This is a genomic window from Acinetobacter lwoffii (assembly GCF_024129855.1).
Taxonomy (GTDB): domain Bacteria; phylum Pseudomonadota; class Gammaproteobacteria; order Pseudomonadales; family Moraxellaceae; genus Acinetobacter; species Acinetobacter lwoffii_L.
The window spans coordinates 1-25,552 of record NZ_JAMXXC010000008.1 but is presented as its reverse complement, the minus strand read 5'-3'; the positions used below and the strand labels follow the sequence as shown (position 1 = coordinate 25,552).

Annotated in this window: 23 protein-coding genes and 7 tRNA genes; 19 read left to right on the top strand and 11 right to left on the bottom strand. The window is 41.6% G+C overall.

Annotation, left to right across the window (positions count from 1 at the left end):
• Nucleotides 1–54: 54 nt before the first annotated feature.
• Both NI465_RS08185 and NI465_RS08180 read left to right on the top strand, forming a co-directional pair.
• Nucleotides 55–1,014 (top strand): sensor domain-containing diguanylate cyclase, encoded by a 960-nt coding sequence (locus NI465_RS08185; RefSeq protein WP_004646617.1) that lies wholly within the window; start codon nucleotides 55–57, stop codon nucleotides 1,012–1,014.
• A 488-nt stretch (nucleotides 1,015–1,502) separates the two neighbouring features.
• The gene (locus tag NI465_RS08180) at nucleotides 1,503–2,549 is read left to right on the top strand and encodes a hypothetical protein (RefSeq protein ID WP_180086741.1); all 1,047 of its coding nucleotides are present in this window, start codon (nucleotides 1,503–1,505) and stop codon (nucleotides 2,547–2,549) included.
• Between the two features lie 101 nt (nucleotides 2,550–2,650).
• Here NI465_RS08180 and NI465_RS08175 read toward each other — a convergent pair whose 3' ends face one another.
• On the bottom strand, nucleotides 2,651–3,064 hold the full coding sequence (locus NI465_RS08175) for a DUF6176 family protein (protein ID WP_004646620.1): 414 nt from the start codon (nucleotides 3,062–3,064) through the stop codon (nucleotides 2,651–2,653).
• Nucleotides 3,054–3,926, bottom strand: coding sequence for an ATP-binding protein (locus NI465_RS08170; RefSeq protein ID WP_180038878.1), 873 nt, complete (start codon nucleotides 3,924–3,926; stop codon nucleotides 3,054–3,056). Before NI465_RS08170 ends, NI465_RS08175 begins: the two co-directional genes overlap by 11 nt.
• 188 nt (nucleotides 3,927–4,114) lie before the next feature.
• Here NI465_RS08170 and NI465_RS08165 point away from each other — a divergent pair, with 188 nt between their 5' ends.
• The 9 genes from NI465_RS08165 to NI465_RS08125 all read left to right on the top strand — a co-directional run bounded on the left by NI465_RS08165 (nucleotide 4,115) and on the right by NI465_RS08125 (nucleotide 8,009).
• Nucleotides 4,115–5,626 (top strand): DUF3336 domain-containing protein, encoded by a 1,512-nt coding sequence (locus tag NI465_RS08165; RefSeq protein ID WP_005246731.1) that lies wholly within the window; start codon nucleotides 4,115–4,117, stop codon nucleotides 5,624–5,626.
• Entirely contained in the window at nucleotides 5,613–6,434 is an 822-nt protein-coding gene (locus NI465_RS08160; RefSeq protein ID WP_253144993.1) for a protein kinase domain-containing protein, read from the top strand. Before NI465_RS08165 ends, NI465_RS08160 begins: the two co-directional genes overlap by 14 nt.
• 107 nt (nucleotides 6,435–6,541) lie before the next feature.
• Nucleotides 6,542–6,626 (top strand) — tRNA-Leu (locus NI465_RS08155).
• Nucleotides 6,627–6,661: 35 nt separating this feature from the next.
• A tRNA-Trp gene (locus NI465_RS08150) sits at nucleotides 6,662–6,735 on the top strand.
• 39 nt (nucleotides 6,736–6,774) lie between these two features.
• Nucleotides 6,775–6,859: transfer RNA gene (locus tag NI465_RS08145), tRNA-Leu, on the top strand.
• A 367-nt stretch (nucleotides 6,860–7,226) separates the two neighbouring features.
• Nucleotides 7,227–7,312: transfer RNA gene (locus tag NI465_RS08140), tRNA-Leu, on the top strand.
• Nucleotides 7,313–7,691: 379 nt separating this feature from the next.
• A tRNA-Leu gene (locus NI465_RS08135) sits at nucleotides 7,692–7,776 on the top strand.
• A gap of 35 nt (nucleotides 7,777–7,811) precedes the next feature.
• Nucleotides 7,812–7,885: transfer RNA gene (locus NI465_RS08130), tRNA-Trp, on the top strand.
• A gap of 39 nt (nucleotides 7,886–7,924) precedes the next feature.
• Nucleotides 7,925–8,009: transfer RNA gene (locus NI465_RS08125), tRNA-Leu, on the top strand.
• Between the two features lie 150 nt (nucleotides 8,010–8,159).
• Here NI465_RS08125 and NI465_RS08120 read toward each other — a convergent pair.
• Nucleotides 8,160–8,363 (bottom strand): hypothetical protein, encoded by a 204-nt coding sequence (locus tag NI465_RS08120; RefSeq protein ID WP_004280022.1) that lies wholly within the window; start codon nucleotides 8,361–8,363, stop codon nucleotides 8,160–8,162.
• Between the two features lie 433 nt (nucleotides 8,364–8,796).
• Between NI465_RS08120 and NI465_RS08115 the strand changes: the two genes are divergently transcribed.
• Nucleotides 8,797–9,069: a hypothetical protein gene (locus tag NI465_RS08115; RefSeq protein WP_253144990.1), complete on the top strand. Its 273-nt coding sequence runs from the start codon at nucleotides 8,797–8,799 to the stop codon at nucleotides 9,067–9,069.
• Nucleotides 9,070–9,489: 420 nt separating this feature from the next.
• Here the strand turns inward: NI465_RS08115 and NI465_RS16835 are convergent, their stop codons facing one another.
• From NI465_RS16835 to NI465_RS08100, 3 genes are all read right to left on the bottom strand, one after another.
• The gene (locus tag NI465_RS16835) at nucleotides 9,490–9,702 is read right to left on the bottom strand and encodes a YkvA family protein (RefSeq protein ID WP_435575057.1); all 213 of its coding nucleotides are present in this window, start codon (nucleotides 9,700–9,702) and stop codon (nucleotides 9,490–9,492) included.
• A gap of 501 nt (nucleotides 9,703–10,203) precedes the next feature.
• Nucleotides 10,204–10,938 carry a hydroxyacylglutathione hydrolase gene (gloB, locus tag NI465_RS08105; protein ID WP_253099679.1) on the bottom strand — a complete coding sequence of 245 codons (735 nt, stop codon included), beginning with the start codon at nucleotides 10,936–10,938 and terminating at the stop codon, nucleotides 10,204–10,206.
• A 117-nt stretch (nucleotides 10,939–11,055) separates the two neighbouring features.
• On the bottom strand, nucleotides 11,056–11,643 hold the full coding sequence (locus NI465_RS08100; protein WP_195724871.1) for a flavin reductase family protein: 588 nt from the start codon (nucleotides 11,641–11,643) through the stop codon (nucleotides 11,056–11,058).
• A 119-nt stretch (nucleotides 11,644–11,762) separates the two neighbouring features.
• On the opposite strand from NI465_RS08100, the gene NI465_RS08095 reads away from it, so the two are divergent.
• Nucleotides 11,763–12,584 carry a PhzF family phenazine biosynthesis protein gene (locus NI465_RS08095; RefSeq protein WP_219309632.1) on the top strand — a complete coding sequence of 274 codons (822 nt, stop codon included), beginning with the start codon at nucleotides 11,763–11,765 and terminating at the stop codon, nucleotides 12,582–12,584.
• 143 nt (nucleotides 12,585–12,727) lie between these two features.
• Nucleotides 12,728–15,499, top strand: coding sequence for a M16 family metallopeptidase (locus tag NI465_RS08090; protein ID WP_253144987.1), 2,772 nt, complete (start codon nucleotides 12,728–12,730; stop codon nucleotides 15,497–15,499).
• A 65-nt stretch (nucleotides 15,500–15,564) separates the two neighbouring features.
• Here NI465_RS08090 and NI465_RS08085 read toward each other — a convergent pair whose 3' ends face one another.
• The 3 genes from NI465_RS08085 to NI465_RS08075 all read right to left on the bottom strand — a co-directional run bounded on the left by NI465_RS08085 (nucleotide 15,565) and on the right by NI465_RS08075 (nucleotide 17,450).
• Nucleotides 15,565–15,825 (bottom strand): hypothetical protein, encoded by a 261-nt coding sequence (locus NI465_RS08085; protein ID WP_159123777.1) that lies wholly within the window; start codon nucleotides 15,823–15,825, stop codon nucleotides 15,565–15,567.
• Nucleotides 15,826–15,859: 34 nt separating this feature from the next.
• Nucleotides 15,860–16,930, bottom strand: coding sequence for an amidohydrolase family protein (locus NI465_RS08080; RefSeq protein ID WP_253144985.1), 1,071 nt, complete (start codon nucleotides 16,928–16,930; stop codon nucleotides 15,860–15,862).
• A gap of 118 nt (nucleotides 16,931–17,048) precedes the next feature.
• Entirely contained in the window at nucleotides 17,049–17,450 is a 402-nt protein-coding gene (locus NI465_RS08075) for a DUF3144 domain-containing protein (protein WP_253144984.1), read from the bottom strand.
• 111 nt (nucleotides 17,451–17,561) lie between these two features.
• Here NI465_RS08075 and NI465_RS08070 point away from each other — a divergent pair, with 111 nt between their 5' ends.
• Nucleotides 17,562–18,194 (top strand): hypothetical protein, encoded by a 633-nt coding sequence (locus NI465_RS08070; RefSeq protein ID WP_005107269.1) that lies wholly within the window; start codon nucleotides 17,562–17,564, stop codon nucleotides 18,192–18,194.
• A 22-nt stretch (nucleotides 18,195–18,216) separates the two neighbouring features.
• Here the strand turns inward: NI465_RS08070 and NI465_RS08065 are convergent, their stop codons facing one another.
• Nucleotides 18,217–19,671, bottom strand: a complete 1,455-nt coding sequence (locus NI465_RS08065) for a CYTH and CHAD domain-containing protein (protein ID WP_253144982.1) — start codon at nucleotides 19,669–19,671, stop codon at nucleotides 18,217–18,219.
• Nucleotides 19,672–19,810: 139 nt separating this feature from the next.
• Nucleotides 19,811–21,268, bottom strand: coding sequence for a CYTH domain-containing protein (locus NI465_RS08060; RefSeq protein ID WP_253144980.1), 1,458 nt, complete (start codon nucleotides 21,266–21,268; stop codon nucleotides 19,811–19,813).
• A gap of 328 nt (nucleotides 21,269–21,596) precedes the next feature.
• On the opposite strand from NI465_RS08060, the gene NI465_RS08055 reads away from it, so the two are divergent.
• The 4 genes from NI465_RS08055 (at nucleotide 21,597) to NI465_RS08040 (ending at nucleotide 25,281) form a co-directional block, all read left to right on the top strand.
• Nucleotides 21,597–21,980 (top strand): Mpo1-like protein, encoded by a 384-nt coding sequence (locus NI465_RS08055; RefSeq protein WP_004646637.1) that lies wholly within the window; start codon nucleotides 21,597–21,599, stop codon nucleotides 21,978–21,980.
• A 780-nt stretch (nucleotides 21,981–22,760) separates the two neighbouring features.
• Nucleotides 22,761–23,381, top strand: a complete 621-nt coding sequence (thiE, locus tag NI465_RS08050) for a thiamine phosphate synthase (RefSeq protein WP_005107266.1) — start codon at nucleotides 22,761–22,763, stop codon at nucleotides 23,379–23,381.
• A 38-nt stretch (nucleotides 23,382–23,419) separates the two neighbouring features.
• Complete coding sequence (gene hemL / locus NI465_RS08045; protein WP_071852227.1) at nucleotides 23,420–24,721, top strand: glutamate-1-semialdehyde 2,1-aminomutase; 1,302 nt, start codon at nucleotides 23,420–23,422, stop codon at nucleotides 24,719–24,721.
• Between the two features lie 143 nt (nucleotides 24,722–24,864).
• Nucleotides 24,865–25,281: a GlcG/HbpS family heme-binding protein gene (locus tag NI465_RS08040; protein WP_004280003.1), complete on the top strand. Its 417-nt coding sequence runs from the start codon at nucleotides 24,865–24,867 to the stop codon at nucleotides 25,279–25,281.
• The last annotated feature ends 271 nt before the right edge of the window (nucleotides 25,282–25,552 follow it).

The window sequence follows — 25,552 nt, the reverse complement described above, 5'->3', positions numbered from 1 at the left end:
GCTTAAGTTGATATCATGCATATTTTTACAGGTTTGCAGCAGAGGCAATCTCGAATGGAAAATATAAATTTCAAAAGTTTTCAGGATGCTGGAGAGGCAGTATTAAAGTTTCTGCATCAGCATTTTGGCTTTAATTTATGGATGATCACCCGGGTAGAAGGCCAAGACTGGATTGTGCTGCAAAGTGAAGATCATGGTTATGATATACGACCCGGTCAAGTGTTTCAGTGGGCTGATTCTTTTTGTTCTCATATGGTCGCAGGTAAGGCCCCGAGAATTGCCCCCCGCTCTGAAGAAATTCCTTTATACGCCACAGCGCCGATTAATCAGCAGGTCTGTATAAAATCTTATATTGGTCAGCCACTCCTTAAAGAAGATGGCAGTTTGTTTGGAACGCTCTGTGCGATTGATCCAGAAACCAAATCAGAAGCTATTGTGCAAGATATACAACTGGTCGAGTTGTTGGGACAATTACTCAGTTCGATCTTGCAGGCAGAATTACGTCAGAGTGAGCAGATGAGACAGCATGAATTATTGCAGGAAGAAGCCAGTAAAGATGAATTGACCGGGCTATATAATCGTCGCGCTTGGGAAAAACTGCTGCGAGCAGAAGAAGAGCGTTGCAAGCAATATGGTCATCCCGCCGCTGTATTATTTATTGACCTGAATGACCTAAAAAAAGTGAATGATAATTTAGGTCATGATGAAGGTGACAAACTGATTCAAAATGCAGCGCAAATATTACGAGATAATGTACGGATCAATGATATTGTTGCTCGTTTGGGTGGTGATGAGTTTGTGATTCTTAGCGTGGAAAATGATGAAACGGGTACTGAAAGTTTAGTGGATCGTTTAATTAATGCCTTTGCAGCAGCAAACATTGGCGCAGCGATTGGTATGGCGATGCGTCATCCTGGTCATGGTTTATTTGCAGCGCTCGCACAAGCGGATCAGAACATGTTTGAATATAAGCGTCGGAAAAAATTCAGTGAATCCGTGACCAATCTAAAATAATCGACGCTTTAAATCTTCTGTAAATAATTAAGTATTTCATATCATGAAAATGATCATTTTATATGCTCTAAAGTCATCCTATCTTTCAATATTCTCTTTCATGGCTCTGTATAAAAGTTGAACATGATTCTCCATAAAAAGAAAATTCAATCCATCTTTAACTTAACAATTACAAATTTTATAAGCTTTGTTGCAAAGTAAATTGATTTAATTAAATGCGCTTTAATTGTATTGAAAAGTGACACTGGTAAGGAACAAGATTCACATAAGCACTTCATTTCTTATGATAATTGTTGTTTGAAATATACATTAAAATTACAGAACCAAAAATTTCTTTGTTTAAAGATAAAGCGATATCGAAGGATAAAGCTGGCTGCCAAGAAAAAATATCACCGGCAGAAATAGCATTTGAGCTGTTCAGTTTCGAGAAGGCCAATCTTTAGTGATCACCAAATAAAAATGCAAAGAAATTTTAGGGAATAAATTTTATGAAAAAGCAGATTTCTATCTTTGGACTTGCTCTTGTTTCGGGTTTAATGAGTGCCTGTGGCGGTGGTGGGGGAAGTAGCTCAGACAGTCCTACTGTCACTACACCTCCAAATGTTCCTACGGAAAGTATTTCCCCTGAGCTTTCAGAGGAGTTTGTCCCGTTTGAAGATCAGGATATTGTAAAGAAAATTCGCGATAAAATTTCCGGAAATACCAGTAATGATACCGACTATAATGTTGCTCTAGGTCACATGATTGGAGAAGTATTCGCAGATTATCCTTATGGGCGTACTGCACGTATTATCAAAATTTATAATTTGGGCATCAATAGTATTAAATATCCAAATCTGATCTGTTCGGAAGTCAATACCACTGGTTCGGTCAAAACCCTGAAATTAAAAACAGATAAAGATAACTGTATTATTCTGGATAAAATTTACCGTAAAGGCTCAAACATTACTCAGACGGTGAATGGTGACACGACGACTTTAAGCTTTAGCAATGTCCGTTATGGTTCAAATGTAGATTTTAATCTCAAGGACGACTACCTGATTTCTGGCACAATTGTGCATCGTAAAACCAAAAATAACATGGGGCAATCCGAATCTTATCAAATCGATCAGTTGGAATTCCAGCGTATCGCCGAGACCGGTCAGGCAGGTACTTCTGGAATCGCATTTGATACAAAGAGCAAAGAATATCTGCAGGTGCGTAATTATAATTACAGCTTGGTTGATGATTATGGCAGTGGCAGTAATGGGATTCGTACCTTAACCAGTCGTGGTACGATTATCGGTCAGCCTGATCTGGCAGATTATCGTTACAGTTTTGATTTTAATACCACGACACCATTTAAAATGGATGAAACCGTATTAAATAACTATAAGCATTTGCCAAAAGAGGGCGTGCTTAGAATTAAGGACAGCGATGATCAGGTGATTGAAGTCAAACAGAACCAGCCTGAATCATTGAAGGCTACTGTTTATTTCAATGGCAGTGAAATTGATGACCTGCTATGGTCTACCATTATCGGTGATAAACAATAATTCGAGATGTCAAAAAAGCCCTGTATTTCCAGGGCTTTTTTTATTATTGATTGGGGAGAAGTCTTTATTACAAAACTATTTTGAATAGCCGTGCTAATAAATCAGGTAACTGTAGCATCCAATAACAATTCGGCGGGATAAACCGCTTGCCATGAAGTTTTAAACTGTTTATGCACTTGGTCAATTGGGAAAGTACTGAGTTTTGCAATATTTTGCGCTTTTTGAATATTGTCGGCGCGCATATATGCAATCAAATAGTCCTGACCATGAAGTTGCAGATAAAACCAAGACTCGACATGAACCTGTTCAGCCTTAAGCGTTTCAATTACTTCGTCTTGACGTGCTTTCAAAGTACGCTGCCAGTCATGAACTTGCTGCATGTGTAAGGGCTTAAGTTGAATGAGAACTGCGCCGACATCCATAATTTTAATTTTCTTTTGAGTATCATCATTATATAAATGATTTATATGAAAAAAGCGACCTGAACCGGTCGCTTTTAAGTTGTTAAGAGGCATTTAGTTGGGTTGAACCAATCCAGTGCTTGGAAAACTGATAGGCAGCACGTCCTGAACGTTGACCGCGTGCCTGACACCAGCGTAGGGCTTCAGCACGGGTTTCTGGCGTGAGTTCCATGCCTGCCTTTTTGAGGTAATGTTCGACAATTTCCAAATACAGGTTCTGATCCATTGGATAGAAAGACAGCCATAAACCAAAGCGGTCAGACAGTGAAATTTTTTCTTCAATCGCTTCCTGAGGATGTAATTCAGTATATTGCGGCACATCAACTCGGGTAACGGGCGTATTTTCATGCATGAATTCGGGTAATAAATGACGACGGTTACTGGTCGCATAAATCACAAAATTGCTGGAACCGGACTGTAAAGAACCATCCAGAACACTCTTTAAACTGCGATAATTTTCATCTTCGGCATTAAAGGCCAGATCATCACAGTAGACAATGAACTTCTCTGGACGCTCTGCAATGAGTTGCTGAATTTGAGGCAGATCGGATAAATCATCCCGTTCGATTTCAATTAATCGTAACCCTTGATCTGCATACTCGGTGAGTAGGGCACGAACAATGGAGGATTTACCCGTACCGCGTGAACCGGTCAGTAAGACATCATTGGCAGGTAAGCCGTTTAAAAACTGCAACGTGTTCTGGATGACTTTTTCTTTTTGTCGCTCAATCCCTTTTAAATCGGCCAGTTCCATCTGTCTAAGCTGATGAATAGGTTTGAGTTCACCCTGTTGCCACTTATAGGCATGAGCAGAAAAATCAGGAATTTGTTTTAGTTCGGGCAGACTTTGCTGAAGTTGCTGCAGAACAGTCGAAAGGGCATTTAAAATATGGTCAGGTAACTCAATTTTCGCCATGATTTAACATTACAGATTTAAAATTATGGCTAAGATAGTACCATTGCAAAATTCACAGTCAAAGCCAGAAAAGTATGATAATTTGCTTAAAGTAGAGAATTTTCGTTATTGTAGAGGATAGAAAATTTGTACACATTTTCTGGCTCTGGGTACGAGCTGTATCAAGAATAAATATAGGGAAAAGGCAGATGCTGTTTAAAGATTTTACTCAGGATATTAATCCACATCAGGCCTATCGTATTAAAAAGCTCAAGCAGCAGCTGCAACAGGCTGAGTCCTATGAGGAATGGAAATATATTGCCCTGAAAATAGATGAAGAATCAGGTGCACAGGAATGGAAATTTGATAACAGTTCACCCTACTTTGATGCAGAAGTGATCGCACATCGTCTGGGTAAATTACGACGCTATCGACAACAAAAGCGCACCCGTGACCTGATGTATATTTTGCGCGAAGGCCTGAGCTACGATATTGCCAACATTGCCCATCCTCTACTGTTTACCGAAGCCTATGTGGGCACTAAAAGAATTATTGAAGATTATGTCGAAGAAGTCAGCCAAGGCTTAGCCTATATTGCTTCAATAGACTGTACCTGTCTCAGTATGGAAGAAAAAATCGAATATTTTCAGCATTGTCAGCGCGCCTATGGCCAGCCAGCCCTGATGTTTTCCGGTGGTTCGACGCTGGGTCTGTTTCATACTGGTGTATGCAAAGCCTTAATGGAGCAGGACTTGTTGCCGAAGGTAATGTCCGGTTCAAGTGCGGGTGCCATCATGACCGCCATGTTAGGTGTATCCAAACCTTCGCAATATATTGATATTTTGAAAGGCCATAATTTCTTTCATGAGGCTTTTCATTTCCGCACCATGAGTGAATTGATGAAAGGTAATGGTGGTCTGGCGGATGTAAAATATCTAAAAAAATTTCTGGTCGAAAATCTGGGTGATCTGACCTTCGAAGAAGCACTCAAAACCTCAGGTCTGCATATCAATATTGCGGTTGCACCTTATGATGCTGGACAGGATGCACGCATTTTAAATGCCTATACTTCTCCGGATTTGCTGGTCTGGAGTGCGGTACTGGCGTCTTGTGCGGTGCCGGTTCTGTTTCCACCGGTTCGTTTGACCAGTAAGCGCTATGATGGTCAATATACGCCTTATATGGGTTCAACCCGCTGGGTGGATGGCAGCGTGCGCAGTGATTTTCCGCAGGAGAAAATGGCACGCCTGTATAATATTAATTATACCATTGCCAGTCAGACCAACCCGCATATCGTGCCATTCATGCAGGATGATATTTCACGTTTCCGTAAAGGTACCTTGAGCTGGCCGCAACGGATTGTTCGCCGTCAGGGCGCGGTGATTACCAAAGGCATGATGGATTTTGCCAGAGAGCATGCCGGAAGCTTACCTCCTGTACGCCGTCTGCTGGATCATGGCTATGGTGTAGTTGACCAGCGTTATTATGGTGATGTGAATATTGTCGGTAAATATAGCCTGCGCCACTATAGCTATATGTTGCAGAATCCACGGCCGTATCTGTTTAAAATTTTACAGCGTGAAGGCGAGCGTGCCACATGGCCGAAAATTTCCCTCATTGAGACTCAGGAACGGGTCGGGAAAACTATTCAGCATTGTCTGGAGCTGCTAAATTATCAGCATACACTTAATCCAATACCTGAATACATTGCCACGACTTAATTTAGATCATCTCGATATTTCTGATTTTGAACTACGAACCAAAGCCCGTAGTCTGGGTTTTGGTCGGCGTCTTTATTATGCCAAGGGAAATGCGCTCTGGCTAAAAACCCAGATATCGCATAGATCTGATAGTTTAATATCATCTCCACATGCTGAACTAGGCTGGCAACATGAGCTGGATTTTTATCAGGCTCATGCCAGCTCAGGTGATCTAAATTTTTTCCTTCCACATCAAATTATTCAACAGCTTTTCAAGATCAATCATGAACAATTTGAGCAGGCCTTAATTCTGGTCGATGCGCCGGCGCATTTTCAGATCATGCCGCATCAGCAATCCATCACGCAAATTCGGCAACATTTGCTGCAAGCTGTGGAGCCTTTAATCTGCCTGCAAGAATTGGGTTATTTGCATGCCGATTTAAAGCAAGAACATTTTGTAAATAATCAGGGCAGGGTCTGCCTGCTTGATTTTGAGCATGTCCAAATACTCCATCAGAATGACCTGCATGAACTGAATGCGACACCGCGTTATATGGCACCTGAACTGTTTCAAGGCCAAGCTAAAAGCTTACAAAGTGAAGTTTATGCTTTGGGTGTTATTTTTTATGAGTGGTTGAGTGGTCAGCGTTTACAGGCGACAGATTATCTGGATTGGGCCTTTTTGCATTGTCAGCGTCTGAAAGTTGAGTTACCGCAGCACTTACAGGCTTTTCAAGGCTTATTAGAAGAAATGTTAAGTAAGCAGAAGCAGCATAGATTGGCCGATTTTCAAGCGGTTAAAGAATACTTAATGACTGAAATTGAATGAGAAAAATACAATAAAACTCGGATTGTTTCTTATTTAATCAAACGAGTGTTTTTTTATGATAAACGGCTTGTCAGCTGGAAATGATCTCTATAATATACACAGCCATTGGGGACGTGGCGAAATTGGTAGACGCACTGGATTTAGGTTCCAGCGCCGCGAGGTGTGAGAGTTCGAGTCTCTCCGTCCCCACCAATCTATATTTGGGCAACTGGATATTGGGTGGAAGTAGAGGATTGGTGTAATGGTAGCATGACGGTCTCCAAAACCGTTCGTCAAGGTTCGAATCCTTGATCCTCTGCCAAAGTTTGAAAGAAATCCAACGCTAAGTTGGTACCCTGATGGGGACGTGGCGAAATTGGTAGACGCACTGGATTTAGGTTCCAGCGCCGCGAGGTGTGAGAGTTCGAGTCTCTCCGTCCCCACCATCATATTAAAGCAAGGCGAGTGCCTTGCTTTTTTATTGCCTGAAATTTAAGGGCGGTTTTTTAGTACCAGATTTTTGCTGTCATGGTTGATGAACATCAATGCGTTCTGGATTTAAATTCTCCAGCGAATGATCATGCAAGGGCAGAACTTTAGCAAATTTCATGGTATTGCATGCAATCTGCATATTGAATAATTTAAATGTTATATGGATCAGTTCCATTGTGTTCATCAATTTTATATGTTGGTCTAAATAGAGCATTATTTGCTCAATAATGAATTAACTGCTTAATTTTTGATATAAAAGTATTTAGCTTTTTGCAGAACTACTTGTGAATCAGGTCTGATCGCTATAATATACACAGCCATGGGGATATGGCGGAATTGGTAGACGCACTGTGTTCAGGTCGCAGCGCCTTCTAGGCGTGAGAGTTCGAGTCTCTCTATCCCCACCATCATATTAAAGCAAGGCGAGTGCCTTGCTTTTTTATTGCCTGAAATTTGGTAAAGCTGTTGTTATTTATGCGGTATTGTATTCTGATTCCATGCACTGGCTCAGACATCATTTATCAATAATAGTTTCAGCATTTTGAATGCTCATGCTGATCAAGATTAGAAATTTATTTGAGTTTTAATTTGAAATGTTGGAATTGAATCGAAATGATTAAAAATAACGAATGGGCAGTCATATCCTAAAATAAATCAATTTTCGGCAGAAATTTTATAAAAAATTAAAAAATAGAACTAACTGTTTATTTTATAGCGGAATAGATTGTGATTGCTTGTAAAATCGCTTGTCAATGCCGGTCTATCTCTATAATATACACAGCCATTGGGGACGTGGCGAAATTGGTAGACGCACTGGATTTAGGTTCCAGCGCCGCGAGGTGTGAGAGTTCGAGTCTCTCCGTCCCCACCAATCTATATTTGGGCAACTGGATATTGGGTGGAAGTAGAGGATTGGTGTAATGGTAGCATGACGGTCTCCAAAACCGTTCGTCAAGGTTCGAATCCTTGATCCTCTGCCAAAGTTTGAAAGAAATCCAACGCTAAGTTGGTACCCTGATGGGGACGTGGCGAAATTGGTAGACGCACTGGATTTAGGTTCCAGCGCCGCGAGGTGTGAGAGTTCGAGTCTCTCCGTCCCCACCATCATATTAAAGCAAGGCAGATGCCTTGCTTTTTTATTGCCTAAAATTTACTGAACAAAGAAAAGCCCATCGAAATGGGCTGAATAACTGGAGAATAGCGCTGTTAAATCAGTGGAAAGATTAATTTATTTTTCTGTTCTTAAAGAAGCAATCAGGCTTTTAAATGATCTTCAAATTCCTCGCCTAGTTGTAGTGCCAAGGCATTACCTGCCAGATCACAGGTCACCAGGCCATATTCTTTCTTGAAACTGAAACTGAAACCACGATCATCCGCCAGGGTGCGTACCGAATATCCCAATTTTTCTAACCATAGTCGAAATGCAATCAAATTTTTCGCTTTAACCACTTTTTTCACGAGATCACTCCTTCATCATTGTTAAATCTTAAATAAGGGTGAAAAATTATCTTTTAAAGGGCAAATGCCTTTATTTAAATTAATTTAAATGAATTTGTGTATATAGTGAACATCGGTTGATTAAGAAAAAATCAATTTAAACGTTAAGTAAATGATTTTTATCATATTGAATAGGTTGTAACTAAATATTAAGCTTTTATAAGCTATAAATTTGGATAATTAATTTTCTAATTCAATAGCTTATTAGGGAAACAGGTTATTTCCTAATTTTATCAATCGTATGAAATAGAAAATTTCAGATCTACAATGAGAAAATTAAAATCTAATCGATTTATTTATTAAAAGAAAACTGGTTACTGGTTTTCTGATCTTAAGCTCGATTTGCATGCTTTATACTGTCTGAAATGTAATTCTCAAACTGAATACCCGCACCATGACTGAATTAACCATTGAAGACTATGTGAATCAGCAAATTGAATTGATGCAGCAGCAAGGACTTAATCCGGTTGCTGTGATGTTGGGACATGAAGACTGGTTGAGCTTTAGTGTTCAGTCGAAAGTGGCCTATACGCCTTTTGGCAGTGCCCGTCGTTATCAGCCTGCTTTAGGTGGCTTGCTACTGGTACGTATTGATGAAATGCAGGCGGTGCGTGTCGTGACTCAAGGTGAACTGGATACTTATGCACAAAGTAACCAGATTCTTTAACATTGCTTCATGCGATACATACGTTGTCAGTTTTAGTGAATAGAATCCAAGAAACTAGTTACTGCTATCCTACATATTATCATTCGGGATCGACATGGCCAATGTCACTTTTAAAGTTGAACGACAGAACTAATGTCATGCTCTGAAAGCAGACATTTTATTTCTATTTTGGTTTACAGTTTAATTTTGAATAATGCCCATTATATTAAATGGGTGCAAATGAGAGAGGGTATTTAAATCTCACTTGTCAAAAATAGACAGTGAATCGTTCATGAAGTACATGGTTAAATATCCCAATACTACAAGCCATATCAGGATAATAATTCCTGCTGCCCAACAGTTTATAGGCCTTTCAACTAAGGTTTCTGCAAGAATTCTACAATCATCTATAATGTTTTGTGGGGTAAGCTTGATAACTAATCAAATACCTAAAGGTACAATAATAATATCGTCTAAATACCCCAGTACGGGAATAAAATCTGGAATTAAATCAATTGGTGAGAAGGCATAGGCAGCAATAATTAAAGCTAAAAGCTTTACAGAATTGGGCGTTCGCTTGTCTTTTGCAATAAGCCAAACAACCAAGATGTCTTTTTTGATTGATTTAGCCCATTGTTTGATTCTTTGATACATAGCAAATATTAAAAGAACTATAGAGATTTAATCATAAGAGAGTTTTCTTAAAACAATATAGATTTTTATTATCCTATTACGACTTTCTAAAATTAACATAATACACGTTATCCGAAATTCTATTTTTTATTATATATAAATCATATCTTTATAGTCTTTTTAAATCCCAATTCTAATGTATTGGGCTTTTTTATTCATTTATTAGGTTCCATGCTGATTATTTAAGCAATATTCCACGAATTTCTTCACTTTTAATCAATATTATCCTATTTTTTGTGAGTCATTATTTCATGTGTTAGAACTGAAATTGGTGCCTAAAAAGTAGGAGACTAGGTTGATTATAAGAAAGGAAAAAATGGCACAAAAAGGCATTTTTTAGATGGAGGATCAACGTGTTCGGACTTGTGCAAAAGTTGTACGTGCCTTTCAATGACATTCTATGCATCGCAAATGACAAATAAGTAAGTCGGCTGAAGCATTATCTTCAGCTTTGAATCCGGTTTAAAACTGATCTTTCAGGGTTCTTAAACGCTGGAATTCTTCCACGCTTTCTGCACGTAGAAAAGGATTGGTTTGCAATTCATCTTCAATACTACTTGGCAGTGTGCACTGGCCTAACATACGCAAACGCTCGATCTGCTCGAAGCGTTCCAGAATTGCCGAATTGTCCGGTTCAACGTGTTTGGCAAACTGTGCATTTGACAGAGTGTATTCATGAGTGCAATACACCTGCGTGCGCGGCGGCAAGGCAGCCAGACGGGACAGAGAATGATACATCTGTTCAAATGTTCCTTCAAAAACCCGGCCACAACCCATGGCAAATAAGGTATCGCCGCAGAACAGCACATCAATTGCATCAATAAAATAAACAATATGGCCGAGTGTATGCCCGGGTACAGCAATTACCTGGATATCTATTCCATGAAAATTAAACTGTTCTTCATGCTCAAGCGGATGGGTGATAAACGGAATTTTGCTTAGTTCTGCCCGTGGGCCATACACAGGCAGATTTTTTCCTTGGATTAACCCCGGCACACCGCCAATATGATCTTTATGCCAGTGAGTCAGCCAGATTTGACTTACAGTTAAACCGTGTTCGGCACAATAGTCTTGTACCAATTCTGCTTCGGTTGGATCAATCACAGCCACCTGATGCGACGCGGTATGTTCAAGCAACCAGATATAATTTTGCAGTGAATTCTGGACATCAATACAGTGAATTTTAAAAGGTATCATAACGCATCAGACCAAATGAGGATTATGGATAAAGTAGCATAATTTCGGATGCTCTGGGGCTTGTCGATATCATCTGATCATCCGCGATTACTTTCATTTATTCCAAATTTGAAAAATTTATAATTCCGGATCATCAATGCTCACCGCATTGCCGATGGTGTAAAAATGCCCGCCGGCTACATGATGAATACTTTTCCACTCTTCAGCCACTTCATGATAATGCCAGTGGCCGTCGCGGAAGACCCGATCATCGGCATAGGCTGCAATCACCTTGCCTATAAACAGGTCATGCATTTGCTGGTTATGCGGCTCAGGAATCAGCTCGCAGAGTATCCAGGCCGCACAGCCTTGTACTACAGGAATATCAGCATCAGGAAAATGAAATAGTTCTACTCCGGATTGTGCCAGTTTGTCCGGCACATCATGCAGGCTCTGCGTACCCAGACGATAGACCATATTCAGTTGTTTCAATGTTGGAATTTGCAGCGCGAAATAACCTGAATTTTCAATAATATTTCGGGTTTTGGTGCTTTTATCCAGAACCACAGTCACTTTTGCGGGGCTGAATTCCAATGCGCATGCCCAGGCTGCTGCCATAACATCTGTATCCTGCTGATCTTGAGCAGATACCAGTACAGTAGGGCCATGGGTAATCAGACGATAAGCTTTTTCTAAGGGAACGCTTTGAATATGGGAGTTTGTCATGCAGCACCATTTGCTCTATTTATTTACTAGGCCAGATTAATGAGATCATTAACATATTCAAGTTCATTCTTGCAAAAAAGCTTTTAAACTAGAGATCGTTATATTCAGGAATTCAAAAAATGAAAATGTACCAGGTCGATGCGTTTACCACGGAACTGTTTAAAGGCAATCCTGCAGCCGTGATTGTGCTGGATGAATGGCTCGAAGATGGTCTGATGCAAAATATCGCCTTGGAAAATAATCTGTCCGAAACGGCTTTTGTTAAAGTCATCGATAGCGATAATTATGCCATCCGCTGGTTTACGCCAACCAAGGAAGTGGATTTTTGTGGTCATGCGACATTGGCCAGCAGCTTTGTACTATTCAATCAATTTGATACGGGGAAAACGATTCATTTTCATGTAAAAGACTTAGGCATTTTTGTAGTCAGTCAGGATGCAGATGGCAAGATCAGAATGAACTTTCCAATCCGTCGTGCAGAGCCTGTTGCTGAATATCCTGAAGCCTTAAGACAGGCCTTGAGCAAACCGTTTAAACAGGTTTATCTGAATGCACAGGGCTATATTATTGAATATGAATCGGTACAGGATGTGCTGGATGAAACGCCTGATTTTGAATTGTTGAAACAGTTGAATGGTAAGCGTACTGCGATTACTGCTCAGAATACCTATTTAGATGTCGCAATTACTTCACAAGATACGCAATACGACTGTATTTCACGTTATTTTGCACCGAGTAATGGCATCAATGAAGATCCGGTAACCGGTTCGATTCATACCGGAATTGCGCCGCTGTGGGCCGAGAAACTCGGTAAAAATGAATTAGTCGCCTATCAGGCATCAGCACGTGGTGGCGTGCTGTATTGTGCCTTGCAAGATCAGGAACGAATTGAAATTTCCGGTTATGGAAAGTTATATATGCAGGCTGAAATCTATCTTTAATTTTTTAATTACATAGATATACATGTCGTCAGGTGAGGCGGCATGTTATTTTGATGGTTCGGCTTGGAATAGATTATTCAGAAAAAGAATCATTCTCTAAGAAGGGCGCGAATAAAAATTTATATTTATAATTTGGATGAAGAATGTTGCTACGTTATAAAAATTTAAGTCTGGCTATTATATTGTCTGGCTGTAGTGTACTAAGTTTTGCACAGCCTGTTTTGGTGAAAACGGAACAGAATATTGAAGAATACCGACTGGATAATGGACTGCGCATTATCTTGGCTCCGAATGATAAAGAAAATAAGATTTTTATGAATACGGTCTATCTGACCGGTTCCCTGAACGATCCTCAAGGTAAGGGCGGACTGGCCCATCTGCTGGAACATTTGGCTTTTAAAGGTACAGAAAATGTCAAAGGGGATGAATTCCAGCGTCGATTGGATCAATATACCTTGATGACTAATGCCAGCACCGATTATTACTCTACCAAATATACCAATGTGATCCGTCCTGAAAAAACTGCGCTGAGTGAAGTCATTTTTCTCGAAGCCGAGCGTATGGACAAGCTGGTGCTTCAGGAAAAATATGTACCGACTGAAATCGATATTGTAAAACGCGAACGTGAAATTCGTCTGGATCAGCCATTTTCGGTATTGATCGATCAGGTGTTTAAATCGGCTTACGGTAATCAGTATTTAGGCCGTTTGCCGATTGGTGACCTAAATGAGCTGCAATCAATCAATATGCAGGAACTAAACCGTTTTTACCGTCAATGGTATGCACCGAATAATGCCTTTGTGGTCATTTCGGGCAAATTTGATAAGGCCGAAGTCTTAAAACAGCTGGATACGCATTTCAGTCCGATTCAATCCCGAAATGTACCAGCGCAAGTGAAAGTCCCAGCGCTTAAACCAGAGCAAATCAAACAGCGTGAATTTACAGTAAAGAAAGGCAGTGATCTGGCCAAGTTTAATCTTTATTTGAATCAATCAGAAGAAAGCATTAAAACGGCTTTGGCTGTTTCGCCAACACTCTATACTTTGCAGCCAAGTGGACATCTCTATCAGAATATGGTGGAAACTGGGAAGTCAACAGCGGTGCAATCCAGTACCTGGCTGGATAAAGACTTTAATCTGGTGTTTATGGGAGCAATCTATGCTCCGAATCATCAGGCACAGGATATTGAAAAGGGGCTGATCCAAGGCGTAGAAAAGAGCCAGCCATTTACCGAAGCAGAATTAAACCGGGCTAAAAATCTGACCCGAAATCAGGCCGACAATATTAAAAATAGTGCGACTGCTTTAGGTTCACGTTTAAGTGATTATGCAGTGGCGTATTCGGGTGACTGGAGCCAGTATTTTAAAGATCTGAGCGCGATTCAAAACCTGAATGTGAATCAGGTCAATCAGGTCTATAAGAATTTTTTAAAACCTGAATACCGTATTTCTGGCAATATTTTACCTACCCCGGAAGATCAGAAAAAAGCGCAGGAACTGGCACAAACAGAAGCACCGGCAAAAACTCTGGATCAACAGACTGAAGCAGAAGAGCCACTGAAAGATGTCAGTGTTTATCAGGCTGAAGTGAAGCAATATGTCCAGGAATCCAAACAGTATTTGTACAGTAAAGACAAACAGATTCAGCGTGGCAAGTTGAAAAATGGCATTAAATACGCGTTGTTTCCGACGACTACCCGCGATGACAAGGTTTATGCCACAATTTCACTGGATTTTGGTACTGCACAAAGCCTGATGAATAAAGGCGAGATTCTGGATCTGACGGCTTATTTGATGTTGCGCTCATCGAAAACCCAAAGCTTGCAGCAGATTGCCGATAAAATTATTGAAGTAGGTGGTTCGGCAACTGCCGGTGCATCCGGCAATGGCCTGACCTTGCAGATCAGCGCCAAAAAAGAAAAGTTTGAAGAGTTTTTCCAGTATGTGGTTGATGTGCTGAAAACGCCGGCATTTGAGCAAAGTCAGTTTGACTTGATCAAGAGTCAAACTTTATCCAGTCTGGATCGTCCTTACACTGAACCAGATACCGTGTCGAGCTTGACGATAGCGCGAACTCTCGAGATCTATCAGCCTGGCGATCTGCGTTTCCATTTCGAGCCTGAACTGGCCAAAAAACAGTATCAGAAAGCGACTCGCGAACAGGTTATGGCACTGTATCAGCAGTTTTTAAAAACCCAGTATGCACAAATCGCGGTCACAGGTGAGTTTAATCCAAAATCGATGCAAAAAACGCTGAAAAACAGTTTCTCAGACTGGAAAGCTACACAGCCTTATGAGCGTCTGAAATCGGAATATCGAAGCTATCCAGCCCAGAAAATTCATGCGTTGTCTGAGCAGCGTGAATTCGGGAGTTATGAGGCATTCATGAGCATGCCGGTCGGCGCAGATCATGCCGATGCACCTGCATTACAGGTGTTTCGATATATTCTGGGTGATTCACAGTTATCGTCACGACTGGCACAAGAGCTACGCGAGAAAAATGCCCTAGTCTATGGTTTTAGTGCAGATGTGCAACTCGATGAATGGGCAGATGTGGGCGCCATGATGATTAGTGCCAATTATACGGCTGGAAAATCCGCACAGGTTTCTCAGGCAGTGCATAAGGTACTCAATGAACTGCTGACACGTGGCGTGACTGAACAGGAAGTCGAAGCGGCAAAAGCCAGTATCTTGAAACAGCGTTTAACTGCACTCGAAGATGATCGCCGTATTCACACTATGTTGATTCCACAGCTGGAAAAAGACCGTAATCTGGTTTACCGGGAAAAACGTGATCAGGCGATTGCTCAACTGAGCAAAGCCGATATTGATGCCATGATCAAAAAATACATCAAGCCGGACCAGCTGGTTGAAGTGATGGCTGATCAGTATGGTAAGCAAGTTAAAACATCATAGTGTTGATAAAAAAATCCCCTCAAATGAGGGGGTTTTTTTATTTACCATATTATTAAAAGCCCAATTTAAGTAACTTTTCTGGTGAACAGGATTCCACCTAAAACACCAGATAATACAGCGCAGGGCAAGCTCCACCAGAAAGTGGCAAAGAGAAAAAGGAAAATACCACCTGATACCAAGATTGATCCTAAAGCGATATCTTTATTAAAGGGTAAGTGGATCATATGTTGGTAATAGTAGGATGCGATTCCACTAAAACAGATCACCAAGCAAGTATATAAAAGCTTTTCTGACAAGGGACTAGCGATCATTTCTTCCCAGAGCATATGTATTTTCCTCCTTTTTTAAGGATCCAGACTCTTATTCTTCTAATTTATAAAACGCTTTAGCATTTTCATAAAAGATCGGCTTTAACGCATTTTCATTGTAGTCCTGAACAATATCGCTAAAGGCATCAATAATGTTGGTGAGTGAGCTGCTGACACTGTCCATTGGAAAGTTGGATGCAAACATCACGCGCCCAGAACCAAAACAGTCTAAAGTATGCTGGATCACGGGTGCGGCACGTTCCACTAATTCCTGTTTACTTGCCAGCCGTTTCTGCGTGTGAAAATCATGTCCCAAGACTGGCATAAACAGACCAGACATTTTGGTCGATACATTTTTGCATTCGGCCAGTTCTGCCAACTGATCTTTCCAGTCTGCAAATATGTGGGTGCGATCTTGTTCGGTCTTGCCTGTAGCTTTGCCCACTTTGCCAAATAAACCTGCGGGCGTACCCAGATGATCCAGCACAATAGGGGTGTTTGGAAAGGCTTTGGCCAGCGCAGTAACATCCGCAATCTGGGTAGAGTACACCCAGGCATCAAAGCTTAAATCTTGCCTGGCCAGTTCTTCAAAGCCCTTCAGGAAATCTGTGTTGCGATAGAGATGCGGTTCATCGGTCCAGGCATGAATCTCTTTATCTGGATGTACTGCAGCCATTTTACGGATGCCCCGAAACTTGGGAGAAGCTTCGCGATGCAATTGAATCAACTGTTTAAAATTTTTCTGCCGCGGATCCGCCGTGGCGACAATTCCACCCAATTGGATAGTGTGCTGATCAAAAGGAAGCCCAGCGATAAAACGGGTTTCATTTACCACACCCGTACCTTTATGGTCATGCCAGCTGGCTTCAACATGCACAATCTGCTCTATTTCATAATGTCCTGCATCTTTCTTGTAATTTGCAGGCAGATAAGGTGCAGTCAGGTGCTGTGTCAGGCCAATGGTCTCAATGACGTCTCTGGGTTTCAACAGTCGAACCATTCTGTCTAGTAATTTGGGATGATTGCCGAACAGCTTTACCGCTAGCGCTGCCGCATGTGGGGTATTGTACGGATCCCATTGGTGGATATGAGGGTCAATGATCGGGAAGGGAAGTTGCTGCATGCTATACCTTGTTTTCGTTTATTTATTATTCAATTTATATAGTGCTTAAATCACTTTAAAGTCAATATGATAAATGACAGCAAATAAAAAAAGCCCCGCGGGGCTTTTCGTATTTTAATCAATGATCATGCCTGTGATCATGGTTATGCTTGTTGGCATGAAACTCTTCATTGTGACGGAAACGTAAATAGTTTTCGAACTGTTCACAGTATTCATCATAGTTATCTTCCAGCATCATTTGAAATTGCTGCAAGATATAAGACATGACCTGATCTTTGGCATCGCGCATTTCATTCCCATCTTTAAAGTTATTCGCTGCCACCCAGGTATTGAAACGGGCAGTACCAAATAACATCGCCGCACTGACTTGACCGCGCTTATCGCTCGGTTTTTCCTGTGAGCCTTTTTCTACGCGACAAAACTCGTTGGCTTGTTGAATAAATTCATCAGCACGTTCAAAGAATGCCGCATTTAACGCTTCTTCTTCGGTTACATCGGTTGCTTCAATCTTTTGAACCATGAATTTGTTCCTAACACTAAAATCTCAATCGTTAATTATAGGCAAAGCCTTGCAGAAACTAAACCTTTGCCTTAATCTAAAAAATAGCCTAAGCATATAAAAGTGAATTCCATGCAGGATGCGATTGCAGTACAAAGCCTAAAAAGTGATATTGCCTTATTGCGCCAGAATATCTGGCCACCGGCAAATCTGGCCAATGTTGAAGGCTTGCCGATTTATTATGGTAGCCAGTCACAGGTAGATGAATACTATAATCAGTGGCTCGGGCTGATTGAAAGGGCACAGGATCTGTTTCAGCCTTTTATGGAAGATGAAATCTTGGATGCGATCCATCTACCGAGTCATTTAAACTTGCCGCTGTTTTATTTTCATGTCGACCGGATTCGCATCAATAAAACCCGTGCCAAAGAATCCAAAACTTTTCGTGGGGTCGCCAGCCTGATCGAAAAATGCGGCCAGTTCGAACCCGAGCAGGTTGCAGCCATGCGGCAGTGGCTTGATAGTGACGATACCGCAGCATTAGTGGCACACCGTGAATTTGTGGATCTGCGCACTTATGTATTTCAGCATGGCCAGAGCGAATATACGCGCACCCGTTTTTATGTGAATGGGATTGTGCTGAGTGTTGAGCCACATTTTGAACTGGTCGATGCACGCGATAAGCCACGCAAGCAACGCAGCGACAGTTATAACGATCCTCTGGCAGACAATAATACCTGGAAAGTATTCGGCAAATATCGCTAGCACAATTTGACCAAGCCCGGTCTTACCAGAAGGGCTTGGTATTTTCTGCAAACTGCTGTAAACGCTCTGCTGCTTCGTTCGACAAACGCTGCTGTTCCGCACTTATCCAGCCTAGCACAAACCAGGCCTTGGCCTGTTGTTTGACATAAGGTCTAAATAATTCGTCTGCTACAAATAGGTCATTATAATGCCCGAGACTTTCCTGCAAGGGTTTTAAGGCTTTTAGATAGGCTTTAACCTCTTTTTCAGGAAATAAGCTTTGCAAGAATTCTACATTATAGCGTAAGCGTTTAACCCGTTTGCGTGTGCGATGTCGGGATTCAATATCCAGTTCTTGATAGTTCTCGGCATCCTGACAGATTTGCTGGTGCAGCTTGCTCAGGCCTTTACACAAAATTTTATGCGAAGACTTGGCTTTACCCTCTGTATTTTCTTGGCTAAAGCTGAATAGTTGCAGCATTAATTCTACTGTGGCAGGACTTCTGAACAGTGTAGTGATATCTGGTTGTTTTTGTCGGTGTGGTGGTAATTTCAGTAAGGGTGAACCTGCTTTTTCTAGTTGTGGAATCAGGCTTTCTCCCAAGGCATCGCGATCTCGGGTAGAACCCAGTTGCTGGAAAATATCCCGCAGCTGTTCTGGCCATTCTGGCTGTACATGTTCAGTTACGGACTGGAAAATTTTAAAGGCACTGCGCAAACGTCGAATCGCAACACGTGCCTGATGCACATGATCACTATTATAATTTTCTGCAGCAATCGCCGTCGCATTTGGGAAAAGATGAGCCAGACAGTTGGTGACAATCTTTTGCAAAATCGTACTGATCTGATCTTTCTGTTCAAGCACTAAGGGAAGCTGATGCTGAACCGGCAGATTCTCTTCGCCATGTAATAAGGCATAACCGCGTTCCGATTTGCTCCGTGTATCTAGCCACAAAGCATAACGCTGAACCCAGGGATGAATGAAATCAATCAATTCACTCAGCTGGCCGGATTTAAGCTCAAATTCGACTTCATAAATATCGATGGCTTGATCATTGTGTCGAATTTCTCCGACATCAAAGGCAATTTCAATCTTACTGTCCAGATGACTTTCTGTGAGTACATACCGTACGACATCTGTTTCAAATTGCAGAATAAGCGGTGTCTCCAGATCACCGAGCGCCTGTTTCAGGATTTTTTTGGCCGGTTTATGTTTGCGATATAACTGAAAATCACAATGTTCCGGAGGACTTTTTAATTCATGCTCAAGTTCAAAACGTTCAAATTGTTGTTCGGTCGCTGCTTTCAGGGTTTGAATCCATTGCTGGTCTTCCAGACGTTGCCGCAGGGCAATCTGATGTTGTTGTAATTGTTGCGCTTCAGTATCAAAGTAGCGTGCACACAGACGATGCCGAGTCGGCTGAAGTTTCTGGATGTCCTGTTCAAATTGCACACGAGACTGTGGCGGAATCTGGAATTTGAGTTCTATTTCTGCCATCGGGTTATTCCTCCGCGATGTTGGTTTTACAGATTAATATAGCCCAAAGATCAGCAGGGGTGTGATGTGCTTCTGCAACAAAAAGCACGCCATAGAAGGCGTGCTTTAAGTATTTCTCGTGATATTTATTTCAATATGTTTATTTCAGGAATTTACGGCTGACCAGGAACTGTTCGGTCGCTTCAAGCAGTTTCTGCGCATAGACTTCCTGCTTGGCGGTCAGCCAGCCCAGCACAAACCAGTCACTTGCTTCCAGTTCGGTCTGCTGAATATAAACTGCAGAAGAGGCCAAGGTTTGATATTCACTGGCTGCCAGTTGTGCATCATTCAGCGCTTTGCTGTATTTCTGCAAATTTTTGACATCATAGATCGTGGTTAAAATCGGAAAGCTGAATTTGAGTTCCTGAATCCGGCTGGCCAATTGATCCAGACTTTCAAAATCGGTGATATCCGTCTGGTTCATTTGTTCCTGCAAGGCTTTATATTGCTGTTGCAAGGTGGTTTGTGCAGCAGTTTTCAGATCCAGAGAAGCATGATCATTATCATTTAAACTAAACATCAGCAATTCCAGATAATGATGCACATTCTGGGTGGATTTGACCAGATTACCGAGTTTCTCCTGCGCATACAGAATATCTTTGCTCAGGTTTTCTGCCGTGGTTGGATTTTGCAGGAAGCCGGCCAAGCTGTTTTGCATGTGTTGCAAATGTTGCAGATGTTCAAATTGCTGCTTAAAGGCCGCCAGTTGATGTGCCCATTTGTCCGAAAGCTGAGGATGCCAGTCTTTGAACAGCAGCAAGGTCAGATATAAGTGATCCAGTGCCAGTCGTGCCTGATCAATATGTTCCTGCTCTGCAACCTGTGCTGCAATCGCCGCGATATTCGGCAATAAATGCTGCATCTGCTGCGCAATCAGACTGCGCATGGTTTTACTGGCGCTGTCTTTTTTGCTGATCTGAAATTCTTTGCTAAGGGTCGCAGGGCTAACGCGCTGTGAAGTGGCCAATAAATTGCCTATTTCTACTTTGCTGCGTACATCGAGCCAGAGCTGGTATTTCTTGACCCATTCAAAACTAAAGGCCAGCAGATGTTGAATTGAACCATTTTTTAGTTCGAACTCAACTTCATGTACTTCTTGCTCAGCATCCTGTGTGCGGATCTGTCCAATATCGAAGCTGACTTCGATCTGGGTATCTTCATAGTCAATTACCCTTAACGTACGGGAAATATCGGTTTCAAACTGGAGTTGTAGCTGGTCGAACTGATTGCCGAGCGCATTGCTGAGAATTGTCCCGGCTTCTGGAAATTTTTTATAAATATCTAAATCCAGTTCAGGAGATGCAGTTAATTCCCCTAGATCATGATTATGTTCAAAGCGTTCGATGTGGCTTTTTCCGGCCGCTTTTAGGGTTTGAAACCAACGTGTACCTTCCAGACGCTGACGTAGTGCCACCCCATGCCGGGCCAGTTGACGGTCAGCAGTATCATAATATTTGGCTTGAAGCTGGATCTGTTGAGACTTTTTCGGATCAAGTGCCTTCAGCAGCGCAGTGCGTCGTGCCACAGGAATCTGGAACTTGAGTTCAACTTCAACCATGATGATCATCCTATCTGTTCAGTGCAATTAAGCACTGAATCTTCACTTGAATAAGGTTTTGAAATGAGGCGGACAGCAGCCGCAATTATATTTTTAGATTTGTGCGCAGCAGATTGTAACCAAAATCAAAATGCATGTAAGACTTGACTGAACATAAAAAGCTTAAACAGAACTTTTAAGATTGAATTTCATCGGTTCATTTTAGGCTAAAACGATCGGATTCAGACGTTCAGGGGGATGTTCAAGATACATTGAAGCGCGAATCAAAAGGCTGTTATTTGGCTAAAATATACGCTAAGGTAAAACAAAAACGTCAGGATGATGACAGATGAATGTACAAGTACAACCAGAAAGTAAGAATGAGGTGGTGGCTCAGCCCCAGATGCCGATTAAAAATTATCATGAATTTTATCGCTTCTATTTGACCGAACATCGGCATATTATCAGTCGCCGTCTGCACGTGGCCGGCAGTAGCATCGGTTTATACTGTTTTGCTAAAGCCATTCGTCAAGGCAAGCCGCGATATTTTGCCTATGGTTTACTCACGGGTTATGCTTGTGCTTGGGTCGGACATTTTATCTTTGAGCGCAATAAACCGGCCAGTTTCAAACAGCCTGTATATAGCTTTATCTCGGACTGGCGCATGTTTGCCGATGTCCTGCGTGGCAATATCAGTCTGATAGACCGTAAATACGATAAAATTTCCAGTTGAGCCAGAATGACTTTTATCGGAATGTGCTCACTTAAAGCATGAAATTTCGATAAAAGCCTTGCAAGTCTAGAATTATTATTCTAATAATTATGTTATTGCAGATTTGGTTTTTTGATCAACCATTATATTTTAGTCATACATCAGTTTTCCAAGCCTGGAGCGACCTTCTCCGGGCTTTTTTTATGTCTGTTTAATATCAATAAAATTTTAAGATTTTGCTGATGCTATTATGTAAATAGTCATAGAAGCTTTTATGCGGATGTGTGCTGAAAGTAAAAGATCCTTTCTGGCTTTGAAACGTCTTCCCACAAACGAAGGACTCAAAACCAGAAAGGATCGGGTATTACCAACACAGGTATTTATTTTTCTGTTTATTGTCTGTGTCTAAGACTATTTAAGTCGCTTCGTGCCGATTGGGCTATCCCTGAAAATGGGTATTTTTAACATTCATTAATTTGAGTGCGCTTGAACTAGGTGAAAAAAAACAAAAAAATCGCTCTTAGAATTTTGCAACTTCTCCACCAAGTTGTCTGCAAAATCCTAAAAGCGTTTGTCGGAGGGCGTAAGTATTAACACGTTATAATTATTGTTATAAAGCGATTAAAACGTAGATTTAATAGCCGGTATATCCCTGAAAATGGTGATATTTAAAATTTAACGGATAAATTGTACTAAAAAACTGCAAATCTGTTGTTGCCCGCGGTCTCAGAAACAGCAGGACTGCGGAAATCTAGCGGAGTTATGCCTATAATAGAGCCATTCTAGGAAATGGCGAGCAAGATGCGCGGTTTATATTTAATTACCAATGATGATCCATTAGAGCTTTTATTAGCGAAGTTGGAAGGTGCAATGGCCAATGGTGGTGTTGCGGTCTTGCAATATCGCCGTAAAAAAGTGGCGAAAGAAGATCAAATTTACGAAATCGAGTACATGAAAGCCATGTGTGCTGAATATGGCGTACCTTTCGTGATTAACGATGATCTGGAAATGGCGGTTAAATACGGCGTGGGTGTGCATTTAGGCCAGGATGATGGTTCGATTGTCGACGCTGTTGCGCGTTTGCCTAAAGGCGTGTTGATTGGCCGTAGCTGTAATAACTCACTTGAGCTGGCTAAACAGGCCATTGCCGATGGTGCGAATTATGTGGCATTTGGAGCAATTTATGCGACTGATAGTAAACCTGAAGCGGGTAATATTGGTCTTGAAACCTTAAAACTGGCCAAAGAAAAATTGAACGTGCCTCTCTGTGCCATTGGTGGTTTAACGGTTGAAAATTCAAAGGATGTCATTGAGTCAGGTGCGGATTATTGCGCGGTGATTAGTGATATATTGGGACTTCCTATGAATGCCATTCCTGAACGTTTAGATGAATGGTCTGCGCTTTTTCAAGCTACAGCATAAAATTTTTTGATTGATTTAATTTTGAGTCGAGTGCCTTCATGAGCTTATCTCCAAAGCAAGAACAATTGTTCAAACAAGCCAATAAACATATCCCGGGTGGCGTCAATTCACCTGTACGCGCATTTAATAGTGTCGGTGGGACGCCGGTCTTTATCGAAAAAGCCCAAGGTGCGTATCTTTATGATGTCGATGGCAAACGTTATGTGGACTATGTGGGTTCATGGGGGCCGATGATTTTGGGTCATGCGCATCCTGCGATTATTAAAGCAGTTCAGGATGCTGCGGTCGATGGTTTGAGTTTTGGTGCGCCTACAGTCCATGAAACTACGCTTGCAGATATTATTTGCGAGATCATGCCATCGATTGAACTAGTGCGTATGACCAACTCGGGTACAGAAGCAACCATGACCGCGATTCGTTTAGCACGTGGTTATACTGGCCGTGACAAGATTGTAAAATTTGAAGGCTGTTATCACGGTCACTCGGATTCATTATTGGTAAAAGCCGGTTCAGGTTTATTGACCAGTGGTGAAGGGGAAGCGACGTCTGCAGGTGTGCCGGCGGATTTTGCAAAACATACGCTGACACTTCCATATAACGACATCGCGACTTTAAAAGAATGCTTTGCCAAATTCGGTTCAGAAATTGCCGGCGTGATTGTTGAGCCTGTGGCAGGTAACATGAACCTTGTGAAACCGATTGATGGTTTCCTGCAAGCGATTCGTGATGTCTGTGATGAGCATGGTTCAGTGTTTATCATTGATGAAGTAATGACCGGTTTCCGTGTCGGTCTTGGCGGTGCGCAAGCACATTATGGCGTTACTCCGGATTTAACCACTTTAGGTAAAATCATCGGTGCAGGCTTACCAGTGGGTGCTTTCGGTGGTAAACGTGAAGTGATGGAATGCATCGCGCCATTGGGTAAGGTATACCAAGCAGGTACATTGTCGGGTAATCCACTGGCAATGCGTGCCGGTATCGAGATGTTCAAGCATTTACGTACCGAAGGTTTTTATGAAAAATTAACCGCACAACTCGAAAAATTGCTCGCCGGTTTACAAACTGCTGCTGATGAAGCAGGCATTTCATTCAAGACCCAACAAGTGGGCGGTATGTTTGGTCTTTACTTTACCGATCAGGAAGATATTACTAGCTTCGACTCTATGCTGAAATGCGATGTCGATGCGTTCCGTAAATTCTTCCATGGCATGTTAAATCGTGGCGTAAACCTTGCACCATCTGCTTTTGAAGCAGGATTTATTTCTGCTGCGCATAGTGATGAAGATATTGCTTACACGATTCAAGCGGCTAAAGAAACTTTTGCTGAGATGAAAGCGTAATACCTCTCCCAAACCCTCTCCTTAAAGGAGAGGGCTTTCATCTATCGAATAGAAATGAAAATTTAAAGACTTCCTCCAGTATTCTTGCGCTATATATGGCTCAGGCTTAGGGGGAATTACATTTAAAATTAGAGATCATTTTCATGCAAACCAAACATTATTTGACTTTAAGCGATGCGGAATTTTTATTAGATCAAGCCCATCAATATGCCATTCAGAACAGTTTTAATGTCAGTATTGCAGTCGTAGATGAAACGGGTAATTTGCTTGCGATGAAGCGTATGGATGGTGCAGCACCGATGACTGCAAATCTGGCCGTCGAAAAGGCTAAATGTTCAGCTATGAGTCGCCATCCCTCCAAACTGTTTGAGGATATTATCAAAGGCGGACAGATGGGTTTTCTGACCATGGAAACTTTCTCAGGAATGTTGGAAGGTGGTGAACCGATTCTGTATCAAGGCCAGCTCGTCGGTGCGATGGGTGTGTCGGGTGTGAAGTCGTTTGAAGATGCGGAGATTGCACAGGTAGCCATTGAGAAATTTTTGGCTAAGCAAAGCTAATCCAAAATAGAAATTGATCAGCTTAATTTAATAAAATCATTCAAAGTTGTACCAAAATGAAGCGTGGAACGTGAAATATCAACTAAAAAGCCCAATCGCTAATGAGTGGGCTTGTCTATATACAATAAAGTTATAATTTAAAAAGGAAATCAAAAGATGTTATTCACCAATTAAAATGTCTATGCGATAAACCATTTAAAATGTCCTGTTTTTAACCACAAGAGTCAAGCACAGGATTTAACTTTCTTTGTTCAATAACAGCTTTCTGAGC